9 protein-coding genes and 1 pseudogene are annotated in these 13,572 nt (G+C 50.2%); all 10 read right to left on the bottom strand.

The window, feature by feature from the left end:
• Window positions 1–4 precede the first annotated feature (4 nt).
• The 10 genes and pseudogenes from O1721_RS15975 to hcp all read right to left on the bottom strand — a co-directional run bounded on the left by O1721_RS15975 (window position 5) and on the right by hcp (window position 13,569).
• Window positions 5–1,435, bottom strand: coding sequence for a hypothetical protein (locus O1721_RS15975; RefSeq protein ID WP_032648445.1), 1,431 nt, complete (start codon window positions 1,433–1,435; stop codon window positions 5–7).
• Window positions 1,435–1,698: a PAAR domain-containing protein gene (locus O1721_RS15980; protein WP_032648447.1), complete on the bottom strand. Its 264-nt coding sequence runs from the start codon at window positions 1,696–1,698 to the stop codon at window positions 1,435–1,437. Before O1721_RS15980 ends, O1721_RS15975 begins: the two co-directional genes overlap by 1 nt.
• Window positions 1,699–1,786: 88 nt before the next feature.
• A complete protein-coding gene (locus tag O1721_RS15985) occupies window positions 1,787–3,721 on the bottom strand; it encodes a T6SS effector phospholipase Tle3 domain-containing protein (RefSeq protein WP_032648449.1) in 1,935 nt (644 codons plus the stop codon).
• The gene (locus tag O1721_RS15990; protein WP_032648451.1) at window positions 3,711–4,760 is read right to left on the bottom strand and encodes a T6SS immunity protein Tli3 family protein; all 1,050 of its coding nucleotides are present in this window, start codon (window positions 4,758–4,760) and stop codon (window positions 3,711–3,713) included. The genes O1721_RS15985 and O1721_RS15990 overlap by 11 nt, the downstream gene beginning before the upstream one ends.
• Before the next feature lies 1 nt (window position 4,761).
• Window positions 4,762–5,358: pseudogene (locus tag O1721_RS15995) on the bottom strand (DUF2345 domain-containing protein); the annotation flags it as partial.
• Window positions 5,324–5,584, bottom strand: coding sequence for a PAAR domain-containing protein (locus O1721_RS16000; RefSeq protein WP_072026010.1), 261 nt, complete (start codon window positions 5,582–5,584; stop codon window positions 5,324–5,326). The pseudogene O1721_RS15995 and the gene O1721_RS16000, both read right to left, overlap by 35 nt.
• On the bottom strand, window positions 5,585–7,516 hold the full coding sequence (locus tag O1721_RS16005) for a T6SS effector phospholipase Tle3 domain-containing protein (protein WP_032648453.1): 1,932 nt from the start codon (window positions 7,514–7,516) through the stop codon (window positions 5,585–5,587).
• Window positions 7,517–7,769: 253 nt separating this feature from the next.
• Window positions 7,770–10,262, bottom strand: coding sequence for a type VI secretion system Vgr family protein (locus O1721_RS16010; RefSeq protein WP_032648455.1), 2,493 nt, complete (start codon window positions 10,260–10,262; stop codon window positions 7,770–7,772).
• On the bottom strand, window positions 10,259–12,904 hold the full coding sequence (tssH, locus tag O1721_RS16015; RefSeq protein WP_032648457.1) for a type VI secretion system ATPase TssH: 2,646 nt from the start codon (window positions 12,902–12,904) through the stop codon (window positions 10,259–10,261). The genes O1721_RS16010 and tssH overlap by 4 nt, the downstream gene beginning before the upstream one ends.
• A gap of 173 nt (window positions 12,905–13,077) precedes the next feature.
• Complete coding sequence (gene hcp / locus O1721_RS16020; protein WP_009653685.1) at window positions 13,078–13,569, bottom strand: type VI secretion system effector Hcp; 492 nt, start codon at window positions 13,567–13,569, stop codon at window positions 13,078–13,080.
• Window positions 13,570–13,572: the final 3 nt, after the last annotated feature.

The following is a 13,572-nucleotide window of genomic DNA, read 5'->3' on the forward strand; positions in this document are numbered from 1 at the left end:
CCGGTTATTCCTTTCCGGAGTGTCGTGCAACCCTGATAAATTCCGGGCGCTGAAGACGGGCTGTAATTCGTCTCAGCAAAATGGCCAGCCCAGGCAATGTCACAATCATTGACAGCAGAAGAAGAGAGATCCCTGCCCAGGAGAATGCAGTTGAAGGGAAATAGCGGATCATCAGACTGTACAGCCCAGCATTAAGCAGTAATGCCATAAGAACAGATCCCCCGGGAAAGGGAGGCTGAATCACGAAATGATCATGCCCGACTGCAGGAGCGGCGTTTCCGAGCGACACAGCCCAGGCATCGTCTTCACCTTCGAGAAGAAGCCACTGGCTGGTGGGGCCATAAGCAGCCATCTCAGCCGCAGCGCCAGTCATTGCCCAGCCAGCAAGACCGCCATACCGGACACTGGCGGTGTCATAGTCAATGACACCGCCAGTGCCAATGCTATCGTACAAAGGAACCGAAAGATCATTCAGCACCCTGCTCACTGACTGTCTTGGCGCATCTGAGAGCCCACTGTGCCAGACAAGGTGTTTCTTGCTGGCAGACGTGAGGGCCATATCCCGTAATTCAGTGAGTTCCGTTGCAAGCATACGGGTGTTGAGCGGCATCGCCCGGAAAAGCCGTAATGCATTTTTTTGCTCACCCGGATTCAGCATCGATGGTGGCATCAAAAATAACGCGCTGGCAAATTCCGGCAGAACATCATTGGGCAAACGATAGTGCATTGCCAGTACCAATACGGGCCGCTTTGTTGACGCCACAAACTGATTCCAGCCATCAAAGGATGAGTCTGCGTCCTGAAAATGAATCTCAGCTTTCCAGGGAGGGGAACCTGCTGACCAGATACGATAGAATGACTGAGATTCACGGTCTTTGTCGCTACCGTTGGTCTGAACAATAATCTGGAGTGGGCCGGAAGAATATCGCCGCCGAATCGAGGGCATTATCTGAGCAATGAGATGACGAAGCAGCTGCTCAAAACGTGAAATACCGGGTGTAAGCGGTTCGTCTGGCAACATCGTGAGAGGCGATGTGTCTGCACTTTCCTCTTCCTGCGTATGTGCGAGACGATCTAACAGTCCCGTATCGGCAGTAATGAAAACATGGCTGAGAATGACAAGATGCTGTTGTGCACGTAAGCGCCACTTCAGACGCATGTTCCGGCACCACTCATTCCAGTTCCAGACACGAACTGCCAGCATTTCCTGCCTGAAAGTGTAGACCGCGATGGCTGCCGAAATGCCCGCAAATGTCCAGGCCGTCAGTGGCAACCAGGCCCCACTGCTCAATGAAAGTAACCCTGTCGCCGGAGATTTCAGTACAGCAACAAGCAGCCCGGTGAAAAGTCCGAGAATAATAATCAACAGACAGTTCCACGGTGACCAGGATGGTGCCTGCTCTTTTTCAGGCACTTCCGGAAGAGACCATCCCATCAGCCAACCTCCATATCCGGCATACTTGCGATGACACTCGAACCACACTGCGTCTTGCAGCCATGCAATACAATTCCACGCCCGTTTTCTTCATACGCAGAAACATCGCATTCAATAATTTTATTCATACCGTGTTCCGGGCAACTGACGGTATCATTCAAAAGTGCGGCATTTTTACCGGATATATCGAAACTGGATGAGGCTGATGTGACTTTGCCACCATGCGTAGTGGCATCCCCTAAAACGACGACAAATTTCCCCATTTGCTAATCCTTTAATTCGAAGAAAACAACTGACTATATAGCGTTGAATTTTAGCAAACTCACTGAACAACAACCTACCGAAGTGTGTTTATGCTTTATTTACAGCTCTATATGCTGGCAGCTTACTTTGCTCTTTATAAAATTCATCAACAACAGTGTCCTGACTAATTAAATCAGGTTCAGGTACTTTGTCTGGCTCTCCACTGGAGAGATAAGGATCCTCTCCCTGCGTCCAGTCCGCTTTTCGCCGTAAATCTGCCATAAATTCTTTATCCCAGGTTGCATCGCAATACCCAATCGGTAAATCATATGCCACCACCTGAGACATGAAATCAGCACGCATAGGAAGAGTACTATGATCCGTGGGCTGAGAAACATAGGTTCTTATGCGAAGATCCTTTTCTTCAAATGTCTCCTTACGGGTCACAGGCACCATTCGGGGCTCAGATTCAGTTCCCACATTTTTAAATCCAATCACAATATCCTGATTGGGGTATAAATTGATGTAATTGTCATAGGTATTGTCGTTTTTTAGATTTTTATCCGGATTAATTTCCCCCCAGCCATCTATCTGTCTGTCATCGTGTTCAGCTCCAACACGTGATACATCAAAATTAGCTAATTTTGCAGCATCTATAGGTTCAGGTACCTTTTCGGCATTAATAAAAACCGTTTGCCATTCCGGAGGATCTGGATAGGTGAAACTACTGCTTTGATACTTGTCGCCTTTATCATCCCAGAACGGTTTACCATCCGGCAATTTTGCAAAAGGTGTTGCGGGATTTGGCGCTTCGCCACATGGAGTACTGCGAGCCAGCATGCGCTGAAATAAATTTCCCTGATGCTTTTTCAGCAGAGGATGAGGCTGCCCCTGAGAATTATTGGGTAATCCCTGCCAGCCAATTGAGCGTAGCGGACGTGACCCCATAACTCGATCATGAGGACAGAAGTAAATATAAGTGCGTCCGTGGTTATCTCGTTCGGCAAGACTGCTGCCACTTTCACTGGCAAGAGCGACATCTGGTCGCCAGTTCTTTTTATCTGCCGTCTGTCCGACACAAAGCCCTTCATAGCCCAGTGATGATAAATGATTTTTTCTGGAAGCCACCTTATCAATGATGGCAGATAACGTATTCTGCCGCCCTTCTGGCGAAATGCACTCATCTGCCGGAAGTGACGCCCCATTAAGATCGTTATGATCCAGTGCATAAGGAGAATTAAGTACAAATAATGCATCAGGTACATTCCTGGCTATCGCTACCGCAGCCATTGCAACCATGGTTCCCTGGCTGTGAGAAATAATGGTTACTGTATCTTTGGGATATTTATTACGAATACTGTCAACCAGGTCTGCAAGGCGTTTTGCAGCATGCGCGTAGTATTTTCGCGGTGGCGCATTGGTTAACAGGCGATCTTTGTCTTCATTAAACCACTGGACTTTGATACCTGCTACTCTCTCTTTAAACCCTGTCTCACTCCATAAAGAGTGCAGATTATTTGTACCGTTCTGGAATGGCCCGCCGCCCCAGAAAAATGGCCCCTGAGCAATAATATTTTCATGAGGCATGCCTTGCCTTTTTAAGTGATGGTAATCAACGCCTTTCCTATTGGCTAACGGTATAACATATTTATCTTCATTACCTTTAGGTGAAGCATACCCCCAGTAAAAGCGAATGACTGGAGAGGTTTCCTTCTTAGGCGCAGGCAAATCTCTTTCTATAAGAGGTTCAATCTCTATTTTTTCATCAGAAAAATATTTATTAGCCACCAGTTTATAATCAGTCCCTTTTAATCCAAGTCTCTTATTCAGGCCTTCACAAATTTTGTCCTCAGCAATTGAAAACCATTCTCCTGTCGAGTTAACACCATGTACAAGAATAATAATTCCAGGCAAATGTGGAGGTAAATCACACCCACCTCTGATTTGGCAATTTTTATGAGAGGGAAATGAACGCCAGGAAGGATGCCCATTATCATCAAACTTACATTCAAGTTCCCGAACAGGTTCATAATTATTGTTCATTTTTCACCACCTCCTTTTTCCCATTTGACTCATTAGTATATGTGATGGCTTTAGCTTTAATATTTTTATTACATTGATATTTAACATCAATACTTGACGTTGAAAGCTTCGGAAATTTAATTCCATCTTTATAAACTTCATCTTCAATCCTAATCTGGATTTCAGACAATTCGTTTGCCATTAAATTCCTTTCCTCATGTGTTTTCGGTGGCGTTAATGTTCTGAGATAGTCGAATATATGAAATCTAGGTCCATACTCGTTTGCATAGGGCATTTTTTTTCTTATCAGTTCTTCTTTCACTAACTCATCAATTTTTTTCTGCCAGTCATCATAAACACTGATTAAATTGCCGTCAGAAAACCTTAATTTATTCACTGAGCTAAGGTCATTGAGACCTGTAGGGCGAGAATAGCTATCCTCCGTTTTAGACTCATCCCTTAGATAAACACCATCATTAGCCACTACTACTTTAAGCTGACTAAAACGTTCTGGGGTGCTGTATTCCATAGCTACAATTTTATATATAAATGTGTTCCCATGATCTGCTGAAAAGAAGAAAAACACAGGGCAACCTGTTTCTGACCTTCCACTACCACAATATTGTCTGGTAGATGCGCCAGGGAATGCCAGATAACCATTATCCGCCCCATTAATAATAGAGCCTTGATAAGCCGCAATATTATTTCCCCGGCGATATGAGAAATCATAAAAATCGTTATCCCATCCCAGGTGTGTTTTTATTCCCCGCAGAGAGTCATTGTAATAAACCTGTCCACCCTTATCACAGGATATGTAGTTTTCCAGCGTCAGGTATCGATTTTTATCTATGCGATAAATAATTTGAGCCGGAGCATTTGTTTCAACTTTTCGTGACTCTTCTACCTTCTGAGAACCGCTCATTCCTCCCAGACCCACCCCAAAACTGGCTCCCATACTGGCTCCTGCCAGGAACTGTAAGCCTTTATAAATGGCATACAGGAGTACACCAATAATGGCTATAATTGTGAGGACTTTCCTGTCTGACTGATTCCATCTCATCTTAATTCGCCTTAACTAAGCTGATAATCATATTGTCGATAACATCAGAAGAATTGAGTGACGTTGCTCCAGAAGCATCTGTAATACCGGAAACAACAGAACCATCTGGCATGGTGATTTTGTACGCTTTACCTGGTATAGGTTCTTTTGTCAGCGCATTTCTGATGACAAATTTCTCATCAAACGTAGAAGGTTCAAACGACTTCATCACCCCCTGCATACTGCCCGTGCCCGCTTTCCTGATGCCCGTGTTCTTAATCAGCAGTTTACCCGGACCACCAATCTCAACATTTCCGCCGTTGATTTTGATGTAGCCACCACCACAAATCAGCGTCAGCTCGTCCTGTGCCGTGACAACCATTTTCCTGCCGCTTGAAACATGCGTATCCTGCGTGGACCATGTGGTGATGTTTCCGCCCTGCGCCTGAATATCAATATCGTTTTGCGAGCTGAACAGTTTTGCCCCTTCACGGCTGTACAGGCTGAGTTGTTTACCGGCCGCCAGCGTAAAGTCCTTCTGCGCACCAACATCCAGCTGTTTACCCGCTGTCAGCGTAAGATTATCACTGACTGATAGCTGCATAACTTGCAATGACACTCGCACCACACTGCGTCTTGCAGCCATGCAATATAATTCCACGCCCGTTTTCTTCATACGCAGAAACATCGCATTCAATAATTTTATTCATACCGTGTTCCGGGCAACTGACGGTATCATTCAAAAGTGCGGCATTTTTACCGGCTATATCGAAACTGGATGAGGCTGATGTAACTTTACCATCATGCGTAGTGGCATCCCCTAAAACAACGACGTATCTACTCATTTAATAACCATACTCCTTTGCCTTTTCTCGAATAATTTCCTCGATACCCGTTTCCCGACTTATCATTGAAGGTTCATTAATTCTTTCAACAACCCCAGTGTTCATATAAGGGTCTGCGCCAGTGGTCCAATCAGCAAGATATCGGAGCGTTGAAAGAAATTCTTTATCCCATGTAGCATCGCAGTAACCTATCGGTAAATCATAAGCTACTACTCTGGTCATAAATTCCTTGTTTCCGGGCAGTGTGCTGTGATCTGTTGGTTGAGAAACATAAGTTCGTAACCTTTTATCTTTTTCTTCGAAAGTTTCCTTCCTTGTTATCTCTTGCACATAACCACTTGGAAGTTCCTTATAGCCGATTACAACATCTTGGTTTGGATATAAATTGACATAGTTATCATATGTATTGTCATTTTTCTTTCCAGTTTTAGGGGCTATCTCACCCCACCCATCCTGTTGTTTTGAGCCATGCTCTTTACCTACTCTGGTTTCGTCAAATTCGGCCAGCTCACTGGGATTAATAGGCTCAGGGACTTTCTCTGCATTTACAAACACTGTTTGCCATTTTGGAGGGTCAGGATATGTAATGCTACTACTTTGATATTTATCACCATCATCATCCCAAAATGGTTTTCCATCAGGTAAAGTACCAAATGGTGTCTGCTTATCAGGATAAGAACCGCATGGCGTATTCCTGGCCAACATCCTCTGGTACAAATTATTTTTAAATTTCACAATTAATGGATGTGGATTACCATTTTTATCATTAGGTAGCCCTTGCCACCCTATCGAGCGAAGCGGTAATGACCCCATAACTCGGTCATGAGGGCAAAAATAAATATACGTTCTGCCATGATTATCACGCTCTTGTATTTTTCCAGCCCGTATTACATTCTCACCTTCAGGCTTCCAATTCGTTTTATCAGTAAACTTGCCTACACATAACCCTTTATAACCCACAGAGGACAGATGCGTGGATTGCTTTGCAATTTTTTCAATTATTGATGATAATGTATTTTCGCGTCCGCTTGGAGAAATTCTCTCTTTCTGAGGAATTGAAAGCTCATTAAGCTGGCTATTATGCATTGCATAAGGGGAGTTTAATATAAAAAGAGCATCTGGCCCTTTTTTTGCTAATGCGACTGCGGCTAGCGAAATCATTGTCCCTTGGCTATGAGAGATAATACTAACCGTATCATTTGGATATTTATCCCGGATAAGGTCTAAAAGATCTGCTAATCTCTTAGCTGCATGTGAATAGTATTTTCTTGGTGGAGCATTTGTTAAAAGTCTATCTTTATCTTCATTGAGATACTGAAGTTTTGCTCCAGAGATTCCCGCCAGATTCTCATCGAATCCATAGTCACTCCAAAGCGAGTGTAAGTTATTCGTGCCATTTTGGAATGGGCCACCTCCCCATATATATGGCCCTTTTTTTTGAATGTCATCTTGTTTTATACCTGTTCTTTTCATTTCATGATAATCTTCACCATCCGCATTAGCTAACGGGATAACATATTTATCCTCTTCCCCCCTCACAGAAGAATACCCCCAATAGAATCGAATGATTGGAGAGCGCTCAGAATTTTCAATAAGTTTTCTACGAGCTAAAGGTGAAGGTGACGAGTTACTTTTCCCTTCCTCCTTCTCACAATCTGTACTATATTTGTTCGGCTTCAATTCAAATTGAGAACCATTGAGCCCTAACCTGTCATTTAATCCGTTGCAGAGAGACTCTTCCGCATTTTGATACCATTCACCTGTTGAGTTAACCCCATGGACGAGTATTATCAAACCAGGGAGATGAGGAGGTAAATCACATCCTCCGCGGACCTTTATATTTTTATGAGAAGGGCATGAACGCCATGAAGGTTTTCCATTGTCGTCATACTTTAACTCTAAAGTCCTGGTTGTATCTGTTTTTTCACTCATTAGAAGCATCCTTTTTTATCTATTAGACAAGCCGCCACTTATCTTATTACTGGGACACCATGTGATTGGAGGATATATATAATTAAATATGATAAAACCACACACATACACCACTTGCCTGCTTTTTTCCACCCACCATCAATAGGTTTATGCAAAAAGCCAATAAAAATATATAAGATGCTACCAATTACAAGAGAATATAAACACATTATAAAGAGTATTAATCCTAACATATGTATTCCATTAATATTATTTAACGACCAGTAAGTGTTATTATCATATCATCTATCAAATCCGAAGAATTAAGCGTCGTTGCCCCCTGCGCGTCTGTTATACCAGTGACAACTGACCCGTTTGGCATAGTTATTTTATAGGCTTTTCCTGGAAGCGGCTCTTGGGTTAATGCATTTCTGATAACAAATTTCTCATCAAACGTAGATGGTTCAAACGACTTCATCACCCCCTGCATACTGCCCGTGCCCGCTTTCCTGATGCCCGTGTTCTTAATCAGCAGTTTACCCGGACCACCAATCTCAACATTTCCGCCGTTGATTTTGATATAGCCACCACCACAAATCAGCGTCAGCTCGTCCTGTGCTGTAATGACCATTTTCCTGCCGCTTGAAACATGCGTATCCTGCGTGGACCACGTGGTGATGTTTCCGCCCTGCGCCTGAATATCAATGTCGTTTTGCGAGCTGAACAGTTTTGCCCCTTCACGGCTGTACAGGCTGAGTTGCTTACCGGCCGCCAGCGTAAAGTCCTTCTGCGCACCAACATCCAGCTGTTTACCCGCTGTCAGTGTCATATTATCACTGGCTGATAGCTGCATATCTTCGCCGCTCACCAGTGCCATGCCTTTTGGCGCACTGCCCAGAATCACCTCTTCATGCAGTTGTTCAATTTTCTGCTTCAGGAGTTTTTGCTGACGGCCAACATCGGCAGCCAGAGCCTGAGCCTGCTGTGCGCAGGCAGCAAGGGATTCCATTGCCACTAATGCTGCTGAAAGCCGTGCGAGTGCAGGCTCCATATCAAGGACCTGGCCCTGCGCCTTCGCCTGGCCGTCAGCACTGATAAAAATCCCTTTCTGCGCCCGGATGGCGCCCCAGCTGTCCGTCCTGAGCTCAAACCCCTCACCGCGCTGCTGTTTCTCGCTGTCGACCAGGTGGCCGAGATTGAGCTGGCTCTTGCCGCCGTACTCCGTACTGACCTTGATATGCTCTTTCCCGCGCTCGTCGTCGAGGCGGATTTTATTGTTCGCCGGCGTGCGCAGCACGTTACGTCTGTAGTTGCGGATGGTGACGTGGTCGCCGTGGGCCGAGTCGTGCAGCACACCGGCAATGTACGGCCGGTCCGGGTTGCCGTCCTCAAAACCAATCGCCACCTCGGTACCCGCCAGCAGCGGCAGGTGCAGGCCGTAGGTGTCACCCGCATACGGGCGGGACTGACGGACCCACAGGCTCTCGAACCCGGTCTCCCAGTTCTCACGGTCAAACAGCATGTTGACGCGGTAGCGGCCGTCCTTATCGATATGCCCGTAGGTGTCATTTTCGGTGGTGCTCGTGACGCGGGCCGGTAAGGTACCGGCCATCACCGGACGTGAACCAGGTTCCGGGCGAAAACTGAAATCAGTGCTGTCCGGGATACCGTCAAACCTGACGCAAAAGTCCGCATCACGCTGCGCATGGCTGTGCATCGCCGTGACAACCACGCCCTGCGCAAACACGTCTGCCACTTCGTACCCGCCGGTGACTTTCAGCAGCATACTCGGAGAGAGCTCCGGACAACTGGTGAAGGCAACGGTCTGCGTCTGGTCATTCAGGTAGCGTTCGTGACGGATGCGGGCGTAAAACGCCCCGGACTCCGCTGCCGGGTTGCGGTCATACGCGCTGCCCGGCGTCAGGTAGTTATCCGCCCAGTGATAGGCCTCACCGTAGGTGGTGGTATCCCCGCCGGTTGCGTCAACCCGGGTGTTCATGTCCTGCGTGGCCTGACGGTAGTTGTAGTCGCGGGTGCTGACCGCCTTCTGGACCACCTTATGACGGCTCTCCATATCCCACACCGAGTCCACCCCCTGTGAGTGCTGCCCGGACGGCGGCACCGACGGCAGCGTCAGGCCTTTCTCATACCCCTGCCGGCTGTCGTAAAACTCCACCACGTCGATGTTGAGGCGCGTGTCGGTGGTGAAGCGGAACCAGATACCGACCTCACCCAGCAGGCGGGTGATAAAGTGCAGGTCGTCCTCAGCGTACTGCATCACCTGCTCACGGCGTGGATACTCTTTACTCAGTGAGAACAGGAAGTCCTGGCCGCGCATGCCGTGGCGCTCGCGCAGGATTTTCTCCACAATCTGCGGGACGGACATGTCCTGGTAGATGGCGTTCTGGTGCGAGCGGCTGAGCAGGGCCAGACGCGGCTCAAGCGTCACTGCGTAACGGGTTTCATCCTTTGAGGTACCCAGACGTTCAAAACCCGTGACCACGCCCTGAATCACCCGCACCGGCTGCTGTATTTTGATGCCGTAACCCTGGTCAACCGGGGCCTGAAGCGTCAGGGAAGCCGCTTTCATCAGCATCATCTCTTTGCTGATGGCATGGTCCGCGCTGGTGAATTCAGTACGGTAGCTGAACGGTGTGCTCAGGGCTTCATCACCCTCAAACGCCAGTACATCAAGCTCTGCATCGCAGCCCTTCACCGACAGCAGGTGATGGCTGTGGCTGAATCGTAAGGGAAGATTACTGCTCATGCATGCTCACCTTCTGTCCGGTCAAACTCGAGCACTATGCCCTCTTCCTCATCCCAGCCCAGCGTCAGGGTATGCGGCTTCTGCCCCGCTGCCATATGGCTCAGCAACTGCTGGCTCAGCACCGGCAGAATCTGCTGGTTCAGCAGGCTGTCGATATTGCGCGCACCGGTATCCGGCAGCAGGCAGGCGGCAGTCAGTGCGTCGTACAGGCTTTCGCTGATATGGGTAGTCATACCGTAGTGACGGTTGAGGCGTTTACTGACCTGCGCCAGCTTCATCTCCACAATGGTACGCATCGCTGCCTTTGCCAACGGACGGTAAATCACCGTCTGGAAGCGCGCCAGCAGCGCGGGCTGGAAGTGGTCCCGCAGGACAGGACGCAGCAGTTCATGCAGGTCCGGCTCTGTCGCCTCCGGCTGTTCATCCAGCAGCTGCATGATAAGGTCGCTGCCGAGATTGGAGGTCATCAGAATCACCGTGTTGCGGAAGTCAATTTCCCGCCCCTCGCCGTCGCGCATGACGCCCCGGTCAAACACCTGGTAGAACAGGTTCATCACGTCCCGGTGCGCCTTTTCCACTTCATCCAGCAGCACCACGCTGTACGGGCGCTTACGGACGGCTTCGGTCAGAATGCCGCCCTGACCGTAACCCACGTAGCCCGGAGGTGAGCCCTTGAGCTGCGAAACGGTGTGTGGCTCCTGGTATTCCGAAAGGTTGATGGTGATAAGGGACTTCTCGCCGCCGAACAGTTCATCGGCCAGCGCCAGGGCGGTTTCGGTCTTGCCGGTGCCGCTCGGCCCCACAAGCAGGAACACGCCCTGCGGGCCGTTCTCCGGCGCCAGACCGGTTTTGCTGGCGCGCAGGCGCTGCGCAATGGCATTCAGTGCACTGTCCTGACCGACAACGCGTTTCGCCAGACTGTGCTCAAGGCTCAGCAGTTCCGTCTGCTCGTCCTTCATCAGGGAAGAGAGCGGTACGCCCGTCCAGTCGGCGATAACGGTGGCGACGGTACGCGCGTCCACATCCAGCCCCAGCAGCGGGGTATTCTGCTGCACGGCAGTAAGCTGCATCTGAAGGTCCGCAATCTCCCCCTGACGGGAGATATCCGTGCGGCAGGCAAGCAGTTCTTCCGTCAGTTTCAGCTCCTGGCCGTACTGGGCTTCCCGTTCGTCGAGCTGCAAAATGATGGCGACCTCTTCCTCTCCGATGGCGGCCAGACGTTCGCCGTGAGCGGTATTACCCACCACGATATCCTCCAGCAGCGCCTGCTTCTCCATAGCAAGGGCCGTGAGCTGCGCCTTCATGCGGGTCAGCGGCTCCGGCACCGTATCCAGGCTCATACGGACACGGGCAGAGGCAGTATCCAGCAAATCCACCGCCTTGTCAGGAAGCTGGCGTCCGGTCAGATAGCGTCTGGACAACGTGACGGCAGCTTTAACCGCCTCATCCGTAATGTGTACGCCATGGTGCTCCGCGTAGCGTGACTTGAGTCCGCGCAGCATCAGGCAGGCGGTGTCGTCGTCCGGCTCATCAACTTTAACCATCTGGAAACGACGCTCCAGCGCGGCGTCGCGCTCAAAGTACTGTTTGTACTCACTCCAGGTGGTGGCGGCGATGGTTCTGAGCTCACCGCGGGCGAGCGCCGGTTTCAGCAGGTTGGCCGCATCGGCGCCGCCCGCCTGGTTGCCCGCGCCGATAATGGTGTGCGCCTCGTCAATGAAGAGCAGAACCGGCTGGGGTGACTGCTGCACCGCGTCGATGATGTTTTTCAGGCGCTGCTCGAATTCCCCCTTCACACCCGCCCCTGCCTGTAACAGGCCGAGGTCAAGGGTGCGTACCGAGACCGGCTTCAGCGCGTCCGGCACATTGCCCTCATGAATGCGCAGCGCCAGTCCCTCCACGAGCGCGGTCTTGCCGACTCCCGGTTCGCCGACCAGAATCGGGTTGTTCTTGCGGCGCCGGGAAAGAATGTCCACCATCTGGCGGATTTCATTGTCGCGGCCATAGACCGGGTCGATTCTGCCCTCACGGGCGCGGGCGGTGACGTCGAGGGTGAACCTGTCCAGCGCATTCTGCAACGCCGGATTCAGCTCTCCTTTTATATCCGCATTCACCGGACGGCCGACAAACTCCACCTCATCCCTCTGCGTAAGCTCCGCTTCCTGCTGCACCTCCGGGCGTTCATCCGACTGCGCATCCAGAAGTGCACGCAGGCGCTCAAGCTGGCTCTGCGCCAGCGTCAGCAGCGGCCACAGGCCGTCGCAGCGCAGCAGTTTCGGTTTTTCCACCAGAGCCATCAGGAGGTGAATGCTGCGGATATGCTCTTCCCCCGCCAGCGAGGCGTGCAGCCAGGCGTCCTGCATCAGTGACTGCACGCCCTCCGAAAGCTGCGGACGGCTGCGCACTGACCGTGGCAGGCTGTCCAGAAAACCCAGCATATCCTGCCATATCGTATCCATATCCCATTCGTAGCGCCGCGCCAGCACCGTCAGGTCGCCCTCACCCTGTTCCAGCAGTTTCAGCAGCCAGTGCTCAGGCAGGATTTCCGCATGGGCGCGGGTCTGGCACAGGGAAGCGGCCCCTTCCATCGCGCGGGCACAGTAAGGGTTAAGACGGCGTAACAGGATGGCTGGATTTTCCATGAGACTCTCTCTTTATCAGTTCCGGACACGCTACCGCCCGTCGCTGTTCCCTGTTATTCAGGAACCCAAAGCGCATCAGGTCGGGCAGGCAGATTGTGTTTTTCTTTGCTGACCACCCGTCAGTACAGGCGCTCAGCAAAAAAAGCAGACGGCTGACCGTCTGCTCAGGGCTCTTACGCAGTGGCGCGTTCGTTCCAGGAATCGGAATGAATGATGTTGCCGTCCTTGTAGGTCCAGGTGATTTTTTCGTAGCGCAGTTCAATCTGCTCGAGGTGGTTGTGCTTCTCGAAAGCAGGATCCTTGATGTCATGCATCTTCGGATTCACTTTCACCAGCTTCACGTTCTCAAGCTTCGTGTTGAAGTACTCCACTTCCTGGCCTGCGTCATTGATTCTGTACCATTTGAACTCGGCCGATTTCAGGGTCTGGCCGGTCGTCACCGCCTTGTACAGGTACGGGCTGGAGGAGTCGATTTCCTTGGTGAACAGGAACGGGGTGTGGATACGGGTACCGGTCAGCTTGCCGGTATTGTTATCGGTCGGGATGTACAGGTTGTGCTCCTGGGCCACCACTTCGATACTGCCTTCACGATCCTGAACGTCCACAGACCCTTTGATGTCCGCGCCGCCGTCGTCCTTCAGCCACAGATAGACTGGAATTGCCATGTT

It is taken from the genome of Enterobacter cloacae complex sp. HYC033_NIDB, from assembly GCF_056673335.1.